Below are 19914 nucleotides of genomic sequence, written 5' to 3' on the forward strand. Positions count from 1 at the left end.
CGGCGGCCGCTGCGGCCGCCGGCGCCCCTCCCCACCGCACCAACCAGAAGGGACCCCCATGCGCATCGTCTGCATCGACGGCGAGGCCCAGTACCGAGACATCGTGATGAGGGATGTCGGCGAGCCGCTGGCAGCCGCCGGCCACCAGTTCGACTGGTTCGAGGAGTCCTTCGCCGACCGCGACGCGACGATCGCCCGCGCGGCCGGATACGACGCCCTGTACGTCGTGGGCGACCAGGGCCCGGTTCCGGCCGGGCTCATGGACGCGAACCCGCAGCTCTCGCTCGTGAGCTTCGTGGGAACCGGCGCCCGGCGCTTCGTCGCCATGGACGAGGCATCCCGCAACGAGGTGACGGTCACCAACGTGCCCGATTTCGCCAGCCAGAGCGTGGCCGAGCACGCGCTCGCGCTGATGTTCGCCGCCGCACGCCGCATCGTGGAGGGCGACCGGCTCATCCGCGAGGGGCGCTGGGAGAAGAACCAGGGCCTGAAGCTCGCCGGCCGCACGCTCGGGGTCGTGGGAGCCGGGGCGATCGGGGCCCGCCTGATCGCGATGGCCCGCGGCGTCGGCATGGACGTCGTCTACTGGTCGCGCACGCCGGATGCCGATCGCGACGCACGCCTGGGCGCGCGCCGGGTCGAGCTCGCCGAGCTGTTCGCGACCTCCGACGTCGTGTCGCTCCACCTGACGCACACGCCCGAGACCGACGGCATCATCACGCGCGAACTGCTGACGTCGATGCCCGACGGCGCGATCTTCGTCAACACCGCGCGCGCCGAGCTCGTCGACGTCGACGCCCTCGCGGAGCGCATCGCGAGCGGCGCCCTGTTCGGTGCGGGCATCGACGTCTTCGTCGAAGAGCCGCCCCAGCCGGGCGGTCTGCCGCCGGTCGAGTCGAACACCATCCTGTCGGCGCACGTCGGGTTCCACACCGACGAAGCCGACGACGTCTTCCGCATCGCCGGTGAGAACATCCTCGCCTTCGCCGCGGGCGCCCCCGTCAACGTCATCGTCTAGCCCGCAAAGGACCACCGTGAAGATCCAGCACGCCACCCATCCCGACGACCTGGCCGCCCTCGACGACGAGTCCGTCCGCGCCCGCTTCCTCGAGGACGCCCTGTTCGTCGACGGCGAGGTGACGCTCACCTACACCCACCACGACCGCATGGTCCTCGGCGGGGTGTCGCTGCGCCCCGGCGAGCAGCTCGCGCTGCCCGTGCCAGCCGAGCTGCGCTCAGAGACGTTCTGCCAGCGTCGCGAGCTCGCCGTCGTGTCGGTGGCCGGCTCCGCGGTCGTCACCGTCGACGGCGAGACCTACGCACTCTCGCGCGGCGACGTCCTCTACGTCGGTCGCGGTGCGCGCGACATCGGCTTCGCCGCGACGGATGCCGAACCCGGCGCCCTCTTCCTCGCCTCGGCCCTCGCCCACACCGCCTTCCCGACGCGGCTCGTGCCGCTCGCCGAGGCCTCGGCGACCGCCGCGGGCGCCACGGAGACGGCGAACCGGCGCACGATCCACAAGCACCTCCACGCGGACGGCGTGCAGACGGCGCAGCTCGTGCTCGGCATCACCGCGCTCGAGCCGGGGAGCGTGTGGAACAGCATGCCGCCGCACCTGCACGACCGGCGGACCGAGGCCTACCTGTACTTCGACCTCCCGGCCGACCACCGCATCCAGCACTACATGGGCACGCCGGGCCACCTGCGTACGATCTCCATGAGCAATCTGCAGGCGGTCGTCTCACCGAGCTGGTCGGTGCATTTCGGCACCGGGACGACGAACTACGCCTTCGTGTGGGTGATGGCCGGTGAGAACCAGGACTTCGCCGACATGGACCAGGTCGCCATCACCGAGCTGTGACGGCCCGAACTATGGTTGTCGCACTGACGAGCGACAGGAAATGATGCGCTGTGACCCCCACGCAGTCGAGCAGTACTGAAGAGAAGGCGGCGGCCGACCGCGCCGAGCCGATCGCCGGCACGCAGAGCCTGGATCGCGCGCTGACCGTGCTCCTCCAGGTGGCCGAGAGCCCACCGCCGGGGCTGACGCTCGCCGCGTGCAGCTCGATCCTCGGTTACTCCAAGCCGACGACCCAGCGGATCCTCCGCACCCTGGTCGCCCGCAGCTTCCTCGCCTTCGACGAGGAACTGGGGGTGTACACCCTGGGAGTGGCGAACGCGCAGCTCGGCTCGGAGTACCTCCACCGGCTCGACCTCCGCAAGGTCGCGCTGCCCGAGATGCGCAGCCTCGTCGACCACACCGGCGAGACCGCGCACCTCGGCATCGTGACCGGCCGCGACGTCGTCTACATCGAGCTGGTCGACTCGCCGCACCCGGTGCGCATCTTCAGCCGTGTCGGCGCCTCCGTCCCGGCCTACGCCACCGCGATCGGCAAGGCGATCCTCGCCTTCACCGGCGACGGCGAGCTCGAGGCGCACATCCCCGAGTCGTTCACCGCCCGCACGGACCGCACCATCCACGACCGCGCCGAGCTCGAGGCCGACCTCCGTCGCACGCGCGAGCGCGGCTACGCGATCGACGACGAGGAGAACCGCCCCGGCATCCGCGGTTACGCGGCGCCGATCTTCAACCACACCGAGGCCGTCGTGGCCGCCGTCAGCATCGGCGGCCCTGCCGACCGCATCACCGGCGACGACGCAATCCTCGGCGAGCAGATCTCCGCCTCGGCGGCGCGCATCTCGCGACTGCTCGGCTCGCGGCGCACCGACGGGCGCGCGGATGCCTGATCCAGGGCCACGGCTGGCAGGACAGACGGCCGTCGTGACGGGCGCCAGCCGGGGCATCGGCGCCGCCATCGCGCGCCGGCTGGCTGAGGACGGTGCCGACATCGTGGGTGTCGCCCGCTCCGAGGACTCGCTCGGCCCCACGGCTCGCGCGGTCGCCGCCGCATCACGCGGGTTCACCGCGGTCGGCGCGGCGCTCGAGTCCCGCGACGCGGTGTACGACGCGATCGCCGCGATCCGGCCGCTCGCACCCAGCATCCTGGTGCACGCCGCCGGCATCAACCGCCGCGCGCCGGCCGAGAGCCACGGCGACGAGCTGTGGGACGAGGTGCTGGCCGTGAACCTCACCGCGCCGTTCATCCTCACCCGCGAGCTCGGGGGCGACATGGTCGCCCGCGGTTCGGGCAAGGTCGTGTTCGTGGCGTCGTTGCTGAGCTTCCAGGGCGGTCTCACCGTGCCCGGGTACGCGGCCAGCAAGGGCGGCATCGCCCAGCTCACGAAGGCGTTCGCCAACGAGTGGGCGCCGCGTGGCGTCAACGTCAACGCGATCGCCCCCGGCTACGTCAGCACCGACATGAACGAGGCGCTCCTCGACGACCCCGTGCGCCTCCCCCAGATCACCGCGCGCATCCCCGCGGAGCGCTGGGGCTCCCCCGACGACATGGCCGGCGCCGTCGCCTTCCTCGCCTCCGCCGACGCCGCGTACGTCCACGGCACCGTGCTCACCGTCGACGGCGGCTGGATGGGCCGCTGACCCACCCCGGCCGCCGAGCTCATCGGAGAGACGGATGCCGCGGGCCGCGGCATCCGCTCACCTCTTCCGTGCGCAGTGTCGGCGCCGCGGCCTAGTCTCGTGACATGCGCCGATGGCGAGAGGGCGGGTCGTGAGCGAGGCCGCGGTGCGCCCGTGGGTGCTGCACGTCGACCTCGACCAGTTCATCGCCGCGGTCGAGGTGCTGCGCAATCCCGACCTCGCCGGCAAGCCCGTCATCGTCGGCGGACGCGGCGACCCCACCGAGCGCGCGGTCGTGTCGACGGCGTCGTACGAGGCGCGGCAGTTCGGTGTCGGATCCGGGATGCCGCTGCGCATCGCCGCACGCAAGGTGCCGGACGCCGTCATCCTGCCGGTCGACGCGCCCGCCTACCTGGCGGCCTCGGAGGAGGTCATGGCGACCCTGCGCGACCAGCCGGGCGCGGTCGTGCAGGTGCTCGGATGGGACGAGGCCTTCGTCGGCGTCGCCACCGATGACCCCGAGGCGTACGCGCGGCGGCTGCAGCACGACGTGCTCGACCGCACGCGGCTGCACTGCAGCGTGGGCATCGGCGACACCCTGGTGCGTGCGAAGAACGCGACGGACTTCGGCAAGCCGCGTGGCACGTTCCGACTGACCGCCGAGAACTGGCTGGAGGTCATGGGCGAGCGGCCCACGACGGCGCTGTGGGGCGTGGGCTCCAAGGTGTCCAAGCGACTGGCGGCGCTCGGGATCGGCACGGTGGCCCAGCTGGCGGTGGGCGATGCCGAGGCGCTCACCGGCGAGTTCGGCCCGAAGATGGGCCTCTGGTACCGGCAGCTCGGGCGCGGCGACGGGTCGAACGTCGTCGACGACACCCCCTGGGTCGCGCGCGGCCACAGCAAGGAGACGACGTTCCAGACCGACATCGTCGACCCGGACGCGATCGAAGCCGCGGCCCGGCACCTACTCGACCAGGTGCTCGACGAGGTCGCCGCCGACGACCGGCCCGTCGTCGGCCTCGGCCTCAAGGTGCGCTACGCGCCGTTCCTCACCAAGACCTTCACCAAGAAGATCCCGTCCACCGCCGACCGCGAGGTCGTGCTCGCCCGCACGCTCGAGCTCATCGCGAAGATCGAACCCGGACGCCCGATCCGCCTCCTCGGCGTGCGGGCCGAGATGGCGATGCCCGACGACGCCCGCGAAGGGCACACGCCCACCCGCAGCGGCTGGTGATGCCGGCCCCGGCGCTCCGTGCTGCGGGTCAGCGCGTCAGCGCGGCAGCTGGAACGGCGTCGTCACGTGGCGGAACGGCCAGGCCGCGCCGATCCAGCGCGGGACGAACGCGTCCAGCGCCTCGCGCCAGGCGTCCGGCGCATCCTGGGCGATCCACCACGAGACCTCGGCGGCCGGCCGCCGGTCGTCGGCCTCGTCGGGCAGCGGGTCGATGTAGACGCAGCCGAGCAGCCGGTCCTCGTCCTCGGTGAGCACCGCGTAGTTGAACGACTCCTGCGTCACCATCTCCGCCGCGTGCCGTGCGAGGTCCTCCTCGTCGGCCTCCCGGCTCATGTCGACGGGCGGCCACTCCCACGCCTCGCCGTACATCTCCCACAGCATGTCGCGGTTGGCCTTCACCGTGATCATGTCGATGTCGACGTCGCTCGCGCGGATGGGGCGCAGATGCACGCCGTCGACGAGTTCGACCCGCTGCGGGTGGTCGAAGCCGGCGGGCAGCCAGTTCTCGGTCATCGGCTGTCGAACCTCTCGGTCTGCATGCGGCGCGCGGCCTCGACCGCGTCGCCTTCCCAATCCCGGGGGCGGCTGCCCTCGAGCACTCTCTCCAGCGGCGTCCAGCCGACGTACGACAGCGGCTCCCACCCGGGTGCCGGCGTCATCTCCACCAGCTCTCGATAGTCGTCGACGCGCACCACGTCCCACGCGTGCACCACGCGACCGTCTCCCAGGCTCAACCCGACGTGCCCCCAGTCGCGCCGATCGCCGAACCACTCACCGACGCTCTCGTAGAACACGAAGGCCCCGAGCGAGGGCTCCCCCTCCGCAGCGTCGGCGCCGTACAGTCGGGACGACTCGGCGGCGTCGTCCCCGCCGAACACCTCGACGCCACTCGATCGCTCCACCGCGTCCTCGACGAAGGCGAGGCAGCGGGTGGCGTAGTCGGTCGATCCCATTCGGTCGAGCGCCCACCGGATGGCGTTCCGGCCGAAATCGCTGACATCGATGCTCATCCGAATGAGATTATCGCGCCTCAGTCGAAGGTGTCGGTCCAGGAAGCGATGTCGACGCCGTGGTTGTCGGGCGACGCCAGCGACCACCAGGCGGGTGCGTGCGAGTCGTCGACGAGCCGCCCTCCGGCCGCGAGCGCGGCATCCACTCGCACCCGCGCCCGGTCGGCGGGCACGAACACGTCGATGTGGGTCCGGCCCCGCGACGGCGCGTCACCCGTGATGGGGTTGAAGGCGAGCTGCGGACCGCAGCGCAGCGGATCGACGGCATCCGTCTCACCGAACTCCTCGTAACCCAGAGCAGCCGTGAAGAACGGCCGCACGTCGGCCGCCGAGTGCTGGGCGACGTAGATGCCGATCGACTGCGTGCGTTCCGGATCGGGGGTGAGCTGCAGCTTGGCGGCCGCCCGCGAGACGGCGGCGGCGAACTCCGGCGCGCCTGCGGCGATCCCGTCCGGGCCGCGATTCGGGATCCGCACGATGACGGCCTCTGGGCGGAGATCGACGTCGACCTCGATGCCGGTTCGCTCGGCCTCGGCGACCACCGGCGCGACGAGCGCCGCCGCGTGCGCGAGGGACGTCGCAGCGAAGACGGCCTGAGGCCCCGTGCCGGTGACCCGCCAGTCCGCGACGTCGGGTGACCGGTGGAATGCCGCCGGCGAGAGGCCGCCCGCCTCTGCCGTCGTCGGATCGCTCATGGGAAGCTCCTTCGCACCGGGTTTCGCCCGCACGCCGGCGAGCGGCGCCCGGTCCGCTCCACCGTACTCGCACCCCGCGGGGCGGGGCTCGGTGCCCACCCATGACCGGGGATCCCTCTGCGGAGAGGGAGGGGTGTGAAACTCTCCTCGAGCGTTCCGCGCCGGTCGGTACCGCCTGACTGATCCTCCGCCGAACGCGCGGGTTCACGCCGATGGCGGCCGGACGAGACGCGCGCAGCGGAAGAGGCACTACTCCCCTAGCCGCCCCACGACATCCCTTTGTCGAGGTCGATGCCCCAATCGAAGTCCAGCCGGTCTTTGCCGCACTTCGAGCATCGCTGAAAGTCGTTGCCGCCGTCCTCCGTGCGCAAGACGACCCAGTGGTGACGGATGTTGAGCAAGACACAGCAGCGGCTTGCTCCGGAGGATCATCATGATCGTTCTCCTCTCGCGATACGGGTTCGCAGATGCCGAGCGCAACATCCACGACGAGCCCAGGACGCGCAGCGCATACCCGGGCTGACTTCGCCGCGGCATCCCAGAGAGCTCAGCCCGGAACTCCTGCAGATAACGGGCGCGCTTGGAGCCACCCGGCTGGACCTGGGCAGCGAGCAGGACCAGGAACGAGACGATCGGCGCCGGACGGGCGGCGATCAGTGGCTCGCGCCTGGTCGTTCGCATCATTGCTCCGGTCGGGGAATGAGCGCGCCGTGGGGTGCGCGCCGTGACTGGTAGGCCCTCGCGAGAGCGCTTCGGGCGGCCTCTTCGCCGCCGGCGTCGAGCTTGTAGTAGCGGCGCGCCGGGCGGCCCTCGACGGACGGGTCGATGTCCTCCCAGCGGGAGGTCACCCAACCGACGCCCTCGAGCCGGGCGAGGATCGGATGCACAGTGCCGCTCCGCAGTCCCGCCGCCTCACCGATCTCGAGTCCGTACAGCTCTGCCTCGGGATTCCGAAGCAGAGCTCTACCGGGCTGCGCCGGTGCCGACGTCGACGGCGTGGTCACCTCCGGATGGGGACACGTCCACACCATCTACCGCGACCCCACAGACGACTACGCGAACAGCGTCACCCAGCAGGCCGCGACCGGCGGCATCGGAGGCGGCCCCGGCGGCAACGGCCCCTGAGCCCGTTCCGCGCGAACGCAAAAGCCCCGCGTCAGCGGGGCTTGTGCGGAGACGGAGGGATTTGAAATCGCGCCGATGGCGAATGAAGTCAGCCGAAACCGCGCAATTCCGCGGATTGTGACGTCGATGACGTCGTGCTCGATCAGGTCGGCCGGATTTGATTCGTGGCAAGAACGTGGCGGGTATCGGGCGCTCATCAGGCGGCCGCGCCCGCGCGCCAGGCGTGCGACCTGAGGCTACGCGGACGCAGCTTCGACCATCATCTCGACGGCTTCGATCATGCCGTACCGGTCCCGCAAGGTGTCGAGGATCTCCTCGACGGTGAGTACTGCACCGTGGCGGCCGGAACGGCTGGCGATCTCCTGCACCGCGGCGAGCGCGCGCCTTGGGTTGAGTGCGACGGTGTTCTTCGCAAACTCGCGCGCACTGAGCACTTGAATCGTCGGCGGAATCTGTCTGCGGGGAAGTCCTTGAGGTTCTCAGTGACGATCGCGCCGGCTCCTGTAATGACGGCCGCGGCGACCACGTGCTCGTCGTCCTGATCGGGAAGACCGAACGTGCCCTCCAGCGGTTCCCACCCTTCGACCTCCGCATCGGCGAACTCGCGCCGCATCGCTGCAATGAGGGTCGCTGCGCGGCCTGCAGCCTCCGCTACGGGGATTCCCCGTTTCGCGAGCTTGGCTTCCTCGTGATACTCGAGCTCTTCAAGGATCGCCGAGCTCCAGGTCGGTCGATACGCGCCCTCGACCGCGAGAGAAAGGAGGAAGTCACGTTGCAGGCTCGGCCACAACACGCTGGTGTCGAGGGTCGCCGTGAACACGACCCCCATCCTGTCAGGCTGCGGAGCTAAAGGCGGGCAGCCCTCCTCGACGCGACCGCCTTCCTCGCCGCTTTGAGGTCCTCGAGCGTCTGTTCGACGTTGTCTTCGTCGACAGCGTCACGCGTGGCAGCGAGCATGTCGTACTGACGCTCACGACGGCGCTCCCGATACTCGAGCAGATCTGCAAGGAGAACACGGCGATGCGTTCCGGCCCTCTCGAAGGGGATCTCGCCCTCGTCGAGGAGCTTTACAACGGTCGGGCGGCTTACGTTTAGGAGATCCGCTGCTTGCTGAGTGGTCAGCCGCGTCGTCTGCGGTACAACCGAGACGGCTAGCCCGCTTTGCATCGCATCAACAATCTTGCGGAGTGCAAGGTAGACCTCTTCCGGGAGTTCTACCTGATCGCCTGGACGCGCTCCCGCAAGGAAGTACCTTGGCTCGGGAAGAGCTCTACCGGCAGCCTCATGGGCGGTGAGGAAGTCCAGAACAGGGGCAAGCTCGGAGCCCTTGCTGGGAAGGTACGTCTCTTCAACGACTGCAGCGCGAGACACGGGAATCACCTCAATACATGTAAACGCAGGAAGTTGCGTTTGTTGCGATTACGATAGCACGCGTCAGCGACAGGTCGATAGGAGCGTGCTGGGGCAACTGACAATTCGACGCGCTCGATCTCGGGGCACAAGCACGGGCGCGAAGCGGATCGGCGTTGTTCCTGAGGGGCCGCAGGGCACACTGCGCCCTGATCCGTTCACCGGCAATAGTCCCGGATGCGGATATCCGCGAGCGCGTCACGGGCACACCCCTCACCGCGGGTCATCCGCGAATACGCGTCATTGCGCGCCGAGCCCCTCGTCATGGACGAGGCCGCAGAACCGCCCGAACGCTCCCGCGACTGGCAGTTGGCCGAGGCCGGAACTGACATCTGGCCGCACAATCGTCTTGCATGTAGCCGAACGGCGGAAGCGGGCGGTACAGCCACGGCATTGGTTGATCGCGGCGCCGGCCGGGCGGTGGCATCCTGGACGGATGTCTTTGGCCCGCGACATCCCGAACGTTCTCGCCTCGTTCCGCACGACCAGACGCGACATGTGGGACTGGCGATCGGTGCAGACGTACGCCTTCGAAGCCGAGCAAGGGGTGTCGCTCCTGGCGGACATGGCGGAAGACTATGGCGCCGAGGGTGTGATCCCTGTCGTGCAGAAGGCGATCGCGAGCACCTTTCGCGTCCTCATGCGCGCCGACGATTCCGGCGGGCTCATCCAGCTCGTCCTCCAGGAGCTGCTGAACCTGCATGCCGAGCTGTGCGATCAGAGCCCGCCGGCGCCGGCCACGCTGATCGGGTGGATCCAGAAGCAGCAGTTCGGCGAGCTCGGCGAGTACTTCTCGGTGGACGTCGTCGACTACGCGGACGCTCTTGGCGCAGCCGGCATCGTGAGGTTCGAAGCGCACCTCGACAAACGACGACAGGCGCTGACAACGCCGTTCGACGGGCGCCCCGACGCGGAGTTCACGCACGACGACGAGTGGCATGCTCGGCATGCCGTGCTCTACAACCTGCAGCGCCTCGCCGTCCTGCGCGGTGACGAGGAGGCGATCGTCCGCACCTACGGCGGCGACATGCCGCGCGCCCACATGCACGCCACCGCCGCCAAAGCGCTCCGCGAGGCCGGGCTGCTCTACCGCGCGGCCATCATCGCGCACGAGGGAATGACCCTCCCCGGCGGCCCCCACCAACAGCAGGAGTGCGGGGAACTCTGGGCCGCCTTGGCAATCGAAACAGGAATGGATGCCGCGGATGCGGCCTCCGAGGTGTTCGAGCGATGGCCCACCGCGAGCAACGCGGACGCGTGGCAGGCGGCGTCAGGGCCAGACTGGCCCGCCGTCCGGGAGCACGCGATCGATCGGATGCGTGAACGCCCGTGGGAGCTGATCGCCTACCTGATCGACGCGGACGACATCGCCCGGGCATGGGCAGAAGGACTCCGCGCGGCCGAGAACGGTAAGTCGCTTCACCCCGAGCAGTGGGATGACCTCGTCGACCGGTACCGCAGGATCGATCCCGTGGTCGTACTCCCCGTGATGGCGCGACTCATCGACGACCGGCTGATCGAGGCGAACAGCCGTGCATACCCCGGCGCGGTCCGCAGGATGAAGAAGCTCCGCGCCGCCGCCCGAGCAGCCGGGCGCGCCGAGATCGCCGACGAGTACCTCGCCGACGTGCGCCGCAGGAACGCCCGGCGCCCGTCCCTGATCCAGCGAATGGATGCCGCCGGGCTCTGACGCCATGAGCTGTCGCGGCGACAAATGCCCGGAGGAGACGCAGGGATTTCGCGCTCCCGTCTCGCGGGCGGCGGCACCGACCGAGGGCTTGATCAAGCTCAGCTCAAGCAGATTGATCAGGATGCGGTCGCAACACCGCGCGTACCGCTCAGTGGGCAACGCGGCGCAAACGTGGCAGAAACGGCGGATTTCGTGGCAGAGGCGAAATTAATAGCCCCTGATCAGGGCTTTTTCGGCGGAGACGGAGGGATTTGAACCCTCGGTCCCCTTGCGAGGACTCCACCTTAGCAGGGTGGTGCACTAGGCCTGACTATGCGACGTCTCCAGGCATCCGGCCGCGAGGGCGCGGATGCACCCAGCAATCATAACCGAGACCGGGCGGGGTTCTCGCACCGGCGATCCCCGGTCACCCGGCGAGGGCCACCTGGTTGCCGCCGCGGCCCTTGGCCCGGTACATCGCCTGGTCGGCGAGCCGGATGAGCCGGTCGACCCCGACCGCGTGCGGCAGCTCTCCCGCGTGTGCGATGCCGATGCTCGCCCCGATGGGCAGCGACTCGGTGAGGAAGCCGTACTCCTCCTCGATCGCGTGACGGAGGCGCTCGGCGATCTCGACCGCGCCCGCGGGGTCGGTGTCGCACACCACGACGAACTCGTCACCGCCGTAGCGCGCCACCACGTCACTCTCGCGCACGTGGGCCTGCAGTCGTCGCGCGACCTCGCACAGCACCGCATCGCCCAGGTCGTGGCCCAGGCGGTCGTTCACGGCCTTGAACCCGTCGAGGTCGATGAAGATCACCGCGGCGTGCGACAAGTCCCTCAGCGCCTCCAGCTCGTCCAGGCTGCGACGGTTCGGCAGGTCGGTGATCTCGTCGTGCATGGCCGCGTGCTCGAGCCGTCGCTGCAGCCGCACCGTCTCGAGCTTCTGCGACGCCTGGCCCGCCAGTGCCTCGGCCAGGGGCGTCGCCTCGTCATCGAAACCGCGGGGGTGGTGGAAGAAGCAGGCGAACAGGCCGAGCGAGACGCCCTCGAGGTGCAGCGGGGCGGCGATGAGAGCGTCCACCCCCGCCGTGCGCATCGCGTCGGCCAGGTCGTGCGAGACCGCCGCAGCCTCCTCCTGGCCGCTCACCTTCACGACATGACGAAGGTCGCGCGTCATCTTCGCGATCCACTGCTGCGGGAACACGTCCGGGAACGGGTTCGTCCCGGCGGTGCGGCGGAGGACGCCGTCGTCGCCGCGCAGCATGACGAGCGACTCCTCGGCCCGGTACGCCTGCGCCGCGGTGGCGGCCAGCAGGGCGCTGAGGTGGCCCTCGTCAGTCGCGGCTGCGAAGGCGATCGACGCGTCCATGATGAGCTGCAGCCGGCTCTTCGTGCGGTCGGCCAGGCTGTGCATCCGCCGCAGGCGCCGGCCGGAGGCGTACCGGTCGGAGGCCTCCATGACGGTCAGCACCGCTCCAGCCGGCTCTTCCGACCGCACCGCCAGCACGGCGCGCTCGGGGTCGCGGGCGCTCGCCATCATGGTCGAGAGGTCGATGCCGTCGAGGAAGTCGGGCACCGGCACGAGCACATCGCACAGCGGCCGGCCGACGACCTCCTCGTCGGCCCAGCGACGGAACCAGTCGTTCGCGGCGCGGATGCGCCCGCCCTCGTCCACGCGCAGCACGCCGACCGGGAGCGCGTCGATCTCCAGGGCGCTCATGATTCCTCCCGCGCGCTCCTGACGTCCGGGGTGCGTCTGATACAGACTCATCGAGGTGCCGCACCACGAGAATCCCACGGAATTCCGTCTCGGCCTAGCCGTTTCGCGCAGAGGATCTCCCACTGCGCATCGAGGCGATCCTCGTCCGGGACGGATGCCGCGTCGGCAGCTCTCCGGCCGCGTGCAGGTGCCGCCCCGCTCAGCCCTCCGGCCGCGTGCAGGTGATGTCCTTCGCGGTCTGCCCGGCGATGTCGGACGGCAGCTCGACGCGGGCCTCGGCCGTGGGCGCCTCTGCTGCCGGAGCCCCGGCCGCAGGCGTCTCACCCGTCGCGGGCGTCGCACCCGCGTCGGCCGTCGCGGCCGGGTCGGGCGTCACCGTCTGGGCGGCCTCGCCCGTGACCTCGACACCGAACCCCTGGCTGGCCTCGCCCGTGAGGGTCAGGGGCTGGTTGGCCTTGAGCGCATCGAACAGCACCTTTGCGGCATCCTTCACCGGAACCACCCGCTCCGCGCCATCGCCCCCGGCATAGCCCGTCGGATACTGCACGAACACGATGTCCTCGTACGGCACGTCCTTGACGGCCATGGCGATCTGCGCCATCAGGGTGGGGTTGGTGAGTCCCGAGCTCAGCACCAGCTGCCCCTGCTGCACCTGGTTGATCGCCGTGGTCGCGAGGTTGAGCAGCGTGGCAGGGTTGGCGAGCACCGAGTCGGACTGGAGCTTGCGCACCATCGACGACATGAACTGCTGCTGGTTCGAGATGCGCCCGAGGTCGGAGCCGTCGCCGATGCCGTGGCGCACGCGCAGGAACTGCAACGCCTCGACGCCGACGAGCGTGTGCTGACCGGCCGACAGGTCGAGGCCGGTGTGGCTGTCTTTGATGTCACCCGCGACGCACACGTCCACGCCGCCGATCGCGTCCGACATGTTGATCACGCCCGCCCATCGGATCGCGGCGGCGAAGTCGATGTTGAAGCTCTCGTCGCCGATCAGCGCCTCGACCGTGTCGACGGTGCAGCCGAGCCCGCCGTACCAGTACGACGAGTTGATCATCTGCGACGACATCGCCGACACGCTGCCGCTGCCGTCGGGCTTCTCGCACGACGGGATCGGCACCAGCATGTCGCGCGGGAACGAGACGACCGTGACGCGGCGCGGCTCGTCCGAGATGTGCACGAGCATCGTGACGTCGTTGCGCTCGCCCTCGGTGTCGCCGGCCTGGCACGCCGTCGACAGCTGGGCGTTCTCCCCCTCGCACGAGTCGGTCCCGACCATCAGGATGTTCACGCCGCCCTCGATCGCGCCGAGCGATGGTGGCACCGGGGTGTCCTCGTCGAGCACCACGGCGTTCGCGGTGACGGTGTGCGTGGCGTCCCACAGGTTGAAGGCGGCGAGTCCGGTGACGCTCACGACGACGACGCCGAGCGCCACTCCCAGCATGGCCACGAGAGTGGTGAGAGGATGCCGCGTCCGCAGCGCTCCGTGGCGCGCGAGTGGTGCGCGGCCCTCGTCGGAGGACCGGTTGCTCGACCCCATCAGCCGCGGCCTCGCAGGTTGCCGTTCGAGCAGGTGGTCTGCGAGGCGTTGGAGCCGGTGATCGTCGAGGGGAGTTCCACCGCGGTCTCCGTCGGCGCGGGGGTGGCGGGCTCGGAGGCCTCGGGCGCCGGAGTCGCGGGCGTCTCCGCCGGCGTCTCGGCGGCCGGCGGATCGGCGAGCACGACGCCGTCGTTGGCCGCCACGTCGCCGGTGAGCTGGATGGGCTGGTTGGCGGCGAGCGCGTCCCACAGCTGCTGCGCGGCCTCCTCGTTCGGGACGACCTTGTTCGAGTCGTTCGGATCGGGGAGGCTCGGGTACTGCACGAAGACGATCTCGTCGAGCGGCACGTCCTTGACGGCGAGCGCGAGCTGCGCGAGTCGCACCGGGTTGGTGAGCGACTGGCTGGGCGTGATGTTGTCGACCGCGGTCGTCGCGAGCTTGTAGAGCGTGCCGACGTTGGTCAGCACCTCCTCGCTCATGACCTTGCGCGCAAGGCTCGACATGTAGACCTGCTGGTTCGACACGCGTCCGAGGTCGGAGCCGTCGCCGACGCCGTACCGCGTGCGGAGGAACTGCAGCGCTTCCACGCCCGCGATCTCCCGCGTGCCGGCGGGCCAGTCGATGCCGGTCTCGCGGTCGCGGATGCCGGCGGCCAGGCACACCTCGACGCCGCCCACCGCCTCGGTGAGCTCGATGACGCCGCCCCAGGTGATCTTCGCGGCGTACTGGATGTTGAGTCCGCTGAGCTGCGACACGGTGCTCGCCACGCACGACAGACCGCCCACCGAATAGGCGGAGTTGAGCGGCTGCTCACTCATCGCGCTCGTGGTCGACCCGTCCTCGCGGGTGCACTCGGGGATCGGGACCATGAGATCGCGGGGGAACGAGATCGCTGTCACCCGGCGGGGGTTGTCGGAGATGTGCACGAGCAGGTTGACGTCGTTCAGCTCGCCGCCCGCGTCGGGACCGGTGCACCGCTTGCCGAAGAGGTGCTCGTACTCGGGCTCGCAGGCGTCGGTGCCCGCGAGGAAGAAGTTGGCCTCGCCCTCGATGGCCCCCATGGTCGGCGGGGGCAGCGCTTCCTGCCCCTCGAGGTCGACGGCACCCTCCGCGAAGCTCGCGGTCAGGTCGTACGCGGCGTAGGCGGCCACGCCCGCGCCCGAGGCGAGGACGACCGCGACCACCACGGCCACCACCTTGAGGACGAACGCGACCGGCCCGGGCGACGACAGCTCGCCGTGACGTGCCACCGTGCGGCGGCCGCGCCGGGCGTGCTGGTGCGTCGAGGTCACGGGCGTTCCTTTCCGGCCGCATCGGTTGAGGGATTCGACGACGCCGGCGGTGGATCTGACGTCGTCGACACGGCCGACCGTCGACGCCGTTTCGCGATCGTTCAGCTGATCGTCGGCGAGACGTCAGGCGGACGCCGAACATCCGGGGTATCCTGACACACCGCCCTGTGGGAGCGCTGTGGGCACGCCGACAGGCACCCCTGCCCGGACGGCCTGCTCCCGGCGGCTCAGACTCCTGCCATCCGCACCAGATAGCATCCCGCCGTGACCTCGTCCCCGCCCTCGCCGGCTTCGCGCCCCGCCACGACGAGTTCGAGTGCCCGCATGCGTCCCGCCAAGAAGCCCGTCGCGCGGCACGCCGCCCGGGAGACGAACGGTCAGCGGCTGAAGCGTCGCACCGGCATCGCGTTCGCCGCGGTGAGCGGGTCGCTTCTCGTGATCGCGGCCGTGGCGCTCGTCGCCATCGGAACGTTCACGATGCAGGTGCTGCAGGTGCGCGACGACCTGGAGGCGGCCAAGGAGGAGCTGAAGGTCCTCGCCGACGCCGCCGTCTCCATGGACGTGGCGCAGCTCGAGCAGTCCAGCGACGAGATCATCACGCGGACGCAGCGGGCGGAAGAGGTGTCCAGCGGCGTGCTGTGGGACCTGGCCTCGGAGATCCCCGAGGTGGGGAACAACGTGGCGGCGGTGCGCACCGTGGCGCAGGTGGTCAACACGATCACGTCGCAGTCGATCCCCCCGGTGGTCGACATGGTCGCCGCCGCCGACACGGGCGAGCAGCAGACCGAGAGCATCGGCTTCGATCTGCGACCGTTCCTCGGGGCGGGAACCGTTCTTCCGACGATCATCACGTCCTTCGAGGACGCCTCGGCGATCGCTTCGGGACTCGACCGGACGGGCGTGCTGCCGGCCGTCTACGAGCCGCTCGACGAGATGGTGAATCTGCTGACCCTGGCCACCCCCATCCTCAAGATCGTCGACGAGCACCTTCCGGCCGTCCTGCACGCGGCGGGCGCAGACAAGCCGATGCTGTACCAGCTGATGATCCAGACCCCCGCCGAGATCCGCGCGACCGGCGGCGGCCCCGCCCATTGGCTCGTCCTCAAGGTCGAGAACGGACGCGCCCAGCTGCTCGGCCAGGAGAACGGCGTCGACCTCATGTACACCGAGCTCCCCGAGGAGGGGTTCGACACGGTGAACGGCTCGCTCATCAAGCTCCCCTCGAAGACGAGCTCGCTCTACCCGTTCGAACTGGGGAACTGGTCGTCGAACTTCACGATGACGCCGCACTTCCCTCGCGCGGTCGAGCTGTTCCAGGCCACCCGCGAGTGGACCGGCAAGGAGAAGTTCGACGGCGTCATCTCCATCGACCCCGTGGTGCTGGCCCACATGCTCGAGGCGACCGGCCCGCTGACCCTCGCCTCGGGCGAGGTCGTCGACGCGCAGAACGCGGCATCGCTGCTGATGAGCGAGCCCTACGAGCGGTTCGGGACCGACAACGCCGCCATGGATGCGTTCTTCAGCGAGGTGACGTCGGTGATGTTCACCGCTCTCACCGGAGGCCAGTGGGAGATCGGCGCCATGTGGGATCAGCTCGTGCGCAGCGCCGAGGAGGGCCGGATCTTCCTCTGGTTCGAGGACGAGGGACTGCAGTCCCTGGCGCACGAGTACGGCCTGGACGGTGCGCTCCGCGAAGACAACACCGAGGCCACTCAGCTCGGGATCTACTTCAACGACTACTCCGTCGGCAAGCTCGAGTACTGGCTGGACTACACGCAGCACGCGAGCTGCCAGGCCGACGAGCGCACCATCACCGTCACGATGGAGCTGCACAGCGGGATGACCGAAGACATCTCGAGCGAGTACACGCTGGGCCTGCGCAACCAGTTCCGCGACATCGACCCGCGGACGATGATGCTGGACGTGCTCTTCTTCGCGCCGCCCGGAGCAGAGATCCTGCGGACCGACCCGAAGCGGGGCGACTGGCAGGACCCCCCGAACTGGCAGGGCAACCGCTTCCGCGACCGCGCCGGCGTGGATCACGACAACACCGCCGTGAGCAGGACGATCCTCCTCGAGATGGGCGAGACCCGCACCATCTCGTACGAGGTGAAGCTGCCCGACGGCGATCTGGGGCCCCTCGAGCTGCGCCACTCCCCCGGCGCCAACGACACCGAGGTCACCGTCGACGCGAACTGCGGTGCGCTCTTCGCCAGCCCCGAGGGCTCCCGCAACATCCGCCTGTCGAAGATCGGCTGAGTCCCGGAGCGCGCCGCCGACGCGCGACGCGCCGGGTCTCACCCGTCACACTGCGGAGGGTGTGGGATTCGAACCCACGGGACATTGCTGCCCACTGGTTTTCAAGACCAGGTCCATCGGCCGCTCGGACAACCCTCCCGACCGATCCCGCCCTGGTGGGAGGCATCCGTCGAACAGGCGTCGAGTCTAGCCGACCCCGCAGCTACAGCTGACGGAGCACGGCGGCGACCCCGCCGGCCTGCACCGACGTCGTGGTCTCGCCCGCGGCATCCCGAACCTCCTGCGGGCCCTGCTCCATCGCGACGGCGCGGCCGCCGTTCTCCAGCGCCCACCGGAACATGCCCACGTCGTTGCGGCCGTCGCCCATCACCAGCACGTGGGCGGGGTCGATGCCGAGCTCCGTGCGCACCAGCTCGAGACCCGTGCTCTTGTCGACGCCCTGCGGCGCGATGTCGAGCCAGGCCGTCCAGCCGACGGCGTACGACACCTGGTTCAGCCCGATGCGCGCGACGAGGTCGACGAAGTCCTGCTCGCCCTGCTCGGGGGCGACCACGACGATGCGGCACACTGGCTGCGCGCCGAGCTCTTCGAACGGCACACGGCGGGCGTGAACGAGATTCCAGTCCTGCAGGTACTCGGTGTACAGCCGGCGGCCGTCGGGCAGCTCCACGAGGTAGCGGGCGTCGGGCAGGTGCTCGCGCAGCTGCACGAGCACGTCCTGCGGGTCGAAGGTCTCGACGTGCCAGCGGTCGTAGCGCAGTTCGTCCGCCTCGAGGCGGCGCAGCACGACGGCGCCGTTCGAGCACACCACGTACTCCGGGGCGATGCCGAGCACGCGCAGGATGCCGCGGGTGCCCTCCCAGCTGCGTCCGGTGGCGACCATCACCTCGTGGCCGGCGCGGTGAGCGTGCTCGACGGCCTCGACGACGCCCGGGCTCAGCGACTCGTCCTCGAGCAGCACCGTGCCGTCGAGATCGAGAGCGATGAGCAGGCGCTCGGTGAGGAGCTTCGGGTCCTCGGTGTCGCGGGCGACCTGTTCGACGAGCTTCGCGGCCTTCTTCGGACGGACGATCTTGATGGAGCCGGTCGCCGGCAGGTGCGCCTCCGTCACTCGATCGGCTCCATGACCTCGAGCCCGCCGAGGAAGGGCCGCAGCACCTCCGGCACGGTCACCGATCCGTCCTCCCGCTGATGCGTCTCGAGCAGTGCGACGATCCAGCGCGTGGTCGCCAGCGTGCCGTTGAGCGTGGCGACGGGCTGAGTCCTGCCGGGCTTGCCGTCGGCCGACGCCGTCCGGTGGCGGATGTCGAGCCGGCGCGCCTGGTAGGTGGTGCAGTTCGACGTCGAGGTGAGCTCGCGGTACGCGTTCTGCGTGGGCACCCACGCCTCGACGTCGTACTTGCGGGCGGCGCTCGACCCGAGGTCGCCCGCCGCCACGTCGATCACCCGGTACGACAGGCCCAGGTCCTGCAGCATGCGCTCCTGCAGCTCGACCAGGCGCACGTGCTCGTCCTCGGCCGCTTCGGGTGTCGTGTAGACGAACATCTCGAGCTTGTTGAACTGGTGCACGCGGATGATGCCGCGGGTGTCCTTGCCGTAAGAGCCGGCCTCGCTGCGGTAGCACGTCGACCAGCCGGCGTAGCGCTTGGGCCCGCGCGAGAGGTCGAGGATCTCGTCCATGTGGTAGCCGGCCAGCGGCACCTCGCTGGTGCCGACGAGATAGAGGTCGTCGTCTTCGAGGTGGTAGACCTCGGCCGAGTGCTTGCCGAGGAACCCGGTGCCCTGCATCACCTCGGGACGCACGAGCGTCGGCGGGATCATCGGCGTGAAGCCCGCCTGCAGCGCCCGGTCGAGCGCCAGGTTCATCAGCGCGATCTCGAGACGTGCCCCGATGCCGGTGAGGAAGTAGAAGCGGCTGCCCGACACCTTCGTGCCGCGCTCCATGTCGATCGCCCCGAGCCGCTCGCCCAGCTCGAGGTGGTCGCGCGGCTCGAAGCCGAACGCCGGGATCTCGCCGTGCGTGCGGAGCGTGACGAAGTCGTCTTCGCCCCCGGCCGGCACCCCGTCGACGACGATGTTCTCGATCGCCGCGAGAGCGGCGGCGGATGCCTCTTCCGCCGCGGCGACCGCGTGCTGGGCCTGCTTCACCCGTTCGCTCAGCTCCTTGGCCTCGGCGACGAGCGCCGCCTTCTCCTCCTTGGGAGCCTGGGCGACGCGCTTGCCGTGCGCGTTCTGTGCGGCGCGGAGCTCTTCGAACGCGGTGATGGCGGCGCGGCGCGCGCGATCGGCGTCGAGGGCGATGTCGACGGTGTCGGATGACTCGCCGCGCGCCTCCTGCGAGCGCTTGACCAGCTCGGGATTCTCGCGAAGAAGCACGGGATCGATCACCCTGCAAGCTTAGTCGGCGCCCACGACCGGGCACCCGGGCTGTCAAGTCCCCCGGCCGGATGCCCGCGACCGGGGCTGTGCGGCCTAATCTGGTCC

At 70.0% G+C, this 19914-nt stretch carries 19 protein-coding genes and 2 tRNA genes; 8 read left to right on the forward strand and 13 right to left on the reverse strand.

Annotated features, from left to right (window positions below; all coding sequences use genetic code 11):
• Nucleotides 1-58: 58 nt before the first annotated feature.
• From R8Z57_RS04130 to R8Z57_RS04150, 5 genes are all read left to right on the forward strand, one after another.
• Nucleotides 59-1018, forward strand: coding sequence for a 2-hydroxyacid dehydrogenase (locus tag R8Z57_RS04130; protein WP_318352474.1), 960 nt, complete (start codon nt 59-61; stop codon nt 1016-1018).
• Between the two features lie 16 nt (nt 1019-1034).
• Entirely contained in the window at nt 1035-1862 is an 828-nt protein-coding gene (gene kduI / locus R8Z57_RS04135; protein WP_318352475.1) for a 5-dehydro-4-deoxy-D-glucuronate isomerase, read from the forward strand.
• Nucleotides 1863-1912: 50 nt separating this feature from the next.
• Nucleotides 1913-2749, forward strand: a complete 837-nt coding sequence (locus tag R8Z57_RS04140; protein WP_318352476.1) for an IclR family transcriptional regulator — start codon at nt 1913-1915, stop codon at nt 2747-2749.
• A gap of 34 nt (nt 2750-2783) precedes the next feature.
• The gene (locus tag R8Z57_RS04145; protein ID WP_318352477.1) at nt 2784-3500 is read left to right on the forward strand and encodes an SDR family oxidoreductase; all 717 of its coding nucleotides are present in this window, start codon (nt 2784-2786) and stop codon (nt 3498-3500) included.
• 157 nt (nt 3501-3657) lie between these two features.
• Nucleotides 3658-4713: a DNA polymerase IV gene (locus tag R8Z57_RS04150; protein WP_318352724.1), complete on the forward strand. Its 1056-nt coding sequence runs from the start codon at nt 3658-3660 to the stop codon at nt 4711-4713.
• Between the two features lie 36 nt (nt 4714-4749).
• Here the strand turns inward: R8Z57_RS04150 and R8Z57_RS04155 are convergent, their stop codons facing one another.
• From R8Z57_RS04155 to R8Z57_RS04170, 4 genes are all read right to left on the reverse strand, one after another.
• Nucleotides 4750-5226, reverse strand: coding sequence for a GNAT family N-acetyltransferase (locus R8Z57_RS04155; RefSeq protein ID WP_318352478.1), 477 nt, complete (start codon nt 5224-5226; stop codon nt 4750-4752).
• On the reverse strand, nt 5223-5723 hold the full coding sequence (locus R8Z57_RS04160) for a hypothetical protein (protein WP_318352479.1): 501 nt from the start codon (nt 5721-5723) through the stop codon (nt 5223-5225). Before R8Z57_RS04160 ends, R8Z57_RS04155 begins: the two co-directional genes overlap by 4 nt.
• Nucleotides 5724-5743: 20 nt before the next feature.
• Complete coding sequence (locus R8Z57_RS04165) at nt 5744-6418, reverse strand: VOC family protein (protein WP_318352480.1); 675 nt, start codon at nt 6416-6418, stop codon at nt 5744-5746.
• A 680-nt stretch (nt 6419-7098) separates the two neighbouring features.
• The gene (locus tag R8Z57_RS04170; protein ID WP_318352481.1) at nt 7099-7422 is read right to left on the reverse strand and encodes a PadR family transcriptional regulator; all 324 of its coding nucleotides are present in this window, start codon (nt 7420-7422) and stop codon (nt 7099-7101) included.
• Here R8Z57_RS04170 and R8Z57_RS04175 point away from each other — a divergent pair.
• Nucleotides 7415-7543 (forward strand): hypothetical protein, encoded by a 129-nt coding sequence (locus R8Z57_RS04175; protein ID WP_318352482.1) that lies wholly within the window; start codon nt 7415-7417, stop codon nt 7541-7543. The genes R8Z57_RS04170 and R8Z57_RS04175 overlap by 8 nt on opposite strands.
• Before the next feature lie 277 nt (nt 7544-7820).
• Here R8Z57_RS04175 and R8Z57_RS04180 read toward each other — a convergent pair whose 3' ends face one another.
• Both R8Z57_RS04180 and R8Z57_RS04185 read right to left on the reverse strand, forming a co-directional pair.
• A complete protein-coding gene (locus tag R8Z57_RS04180) occupies nt 7821-8372 on the reverse strand; it encodes a PIN domain-containing protein (protein ID WP_318352483.1) in 552 nt (183 codons plus the stop codon).
• A gap of 17 nt (nt 8373-8389) precedes the next feature.
• Nucleotides 8390-8914, reverse strand: a complete 525-nt coding sequence (locus tag R8Z57_RS04185) for a helix-turn-helix domain-containing protein (protein ID WP_318352484.1) — start codon at nt 8912-8914, stop codon at nt 8390-8392.
• A 475-nt stretch (nt 8915-9389) separates the two neighbouring features.
• Between R8Z57_RS04185 and R8Z57_RS04190 the strand changes: the two genes are divergently transcribed.
• Nucleotides 9390-10643 carry a hypothetical protein gene (locus R8Z57_RS04190; RefSeq protein WP_318352485.1) on the forward strand — a complete coding sequence of 418 codons (1254 nt, stop codon included), beginning with the start codon at nt 9390-9392 and terminating at the stop codon, nt 10641-10643.
• A gap of 236 nt (nt 10644-10879) precedes the next feature.
• On the opposite strand, the gene R8Z57_RS04195 is transcribed toward R8Z57_RS04190, so the two are convergent.
• From R8Z57_RS04195 to R8Z57_RS04210, 4 genes are all read right to left on the reverse strand, one after another.
• Nucleotides 10880-10968: transfer RNA gene (locus tag R8Z57_RS04195), tRNA-Ser, on the reverse strand.
• Nucleotides 10969-11049: 81 nt separating this feature from the next.
• On the reverse strand, nt 11050-12342 hold the full coding sequence (locus tag R8Z57_RS04200) for a diguanylate cyclase (protein WP_318352486.1): 1293 nt from the start codon (nt 12340-12342) through the stop codon (nt 11050-11052).
• Between the two features lie 199 nt (nt 12343-12541).
• Complete coding sequence (locus tag R8Z57_RS04205; RefSeq protein ID WP_318352487.1) at nt 12542-13879, reverse strand: LCP family protein; 1338 nt, start codon at nt 13877-13879, stop codon at nt 12542-12544.
• Entirely contained in the window at nt 13879-15171 is a 1293-nt protein-coding gene (locus R8Z57_RS04210; protein WP_318352488.1) for an LCP family protein, read from the reverse strand. Before R8Z57_RS04210 ends, R8Z57_RS04205 begins: the two co-directional genes overlap by 1 nt.
• 324 nt (nt 15172-15495) lie before the next feature.
• Between R8Z57_RS04210 and R8Z57_RS04215 the strand changes: the two genes are divergently transcribed.
• Nucleotides 15496-17430: a DUF4012 domain-containing protein gene (locus R8Z57_RS04215; RefSeq protein ID WP_318352489.1), complete on the forward strand. Its 1935-nt coding sequence runs from the start codon at nt 15496-15498 to the stop codon at nt 17428-17430.
• Nucleotides 17431-17483: 53 nt separating this feature from the next.
• On the opposite strand, the gene R8Z57_RS04220 is transcribed toward R8Z57_RS04215, so the two are convergent.
• The 3 genes from R8Z57_RS04220 to serS all read right to left on the reverse strand — a co-directional run bounded on the left by R8Z57_RS04220 (nt 17484) and on the right by serS (nt 19818).
• Nucleotides 17484-17568, reverse strand: a tRNA-Ser gene (locus tag R8Z57_RS04220).
• Between the two features lie 64 nt (nt 17569-17632).
• Nucleotides 17633-18541: an HAD family hydrolase gene (locus tag R8Z57_RS04225; protein WP_318352490.1), complete on the reverse strand. Its 909-nt coding sequence runs from the start codon at nt 18539-18541 to the stop codon at nt 17633-17635.
• Nucleotides 18538-19818, reverse strand: a complete 1281-nt coding sequence (gene serS / locus R8Z57_RS04230; RefSeq protein ID WP_318352491.1) for a serine--tRNA ligase — start codon at nt 19816-19818, stop codon at nt 18538-18540. The genes R8Z57_RS04225 and serS overlap by 4 nt, the downstream gene beginning before the upstream one ends.
• Between the last annotated feature and the right edge of the window lie 96 nt (nt 19819-19914).

Origin of the sequence: Microbacterium sp. M3 (assembly GCF_033548675.1) — a bacterium.
Taxonomy (GTDB): Bacteria; Actinomycetota; Actinomycetes; order Actinomycetales; family Microbacteriaceae; genus Microbacterium; species Microbacterium arthrosphaerae.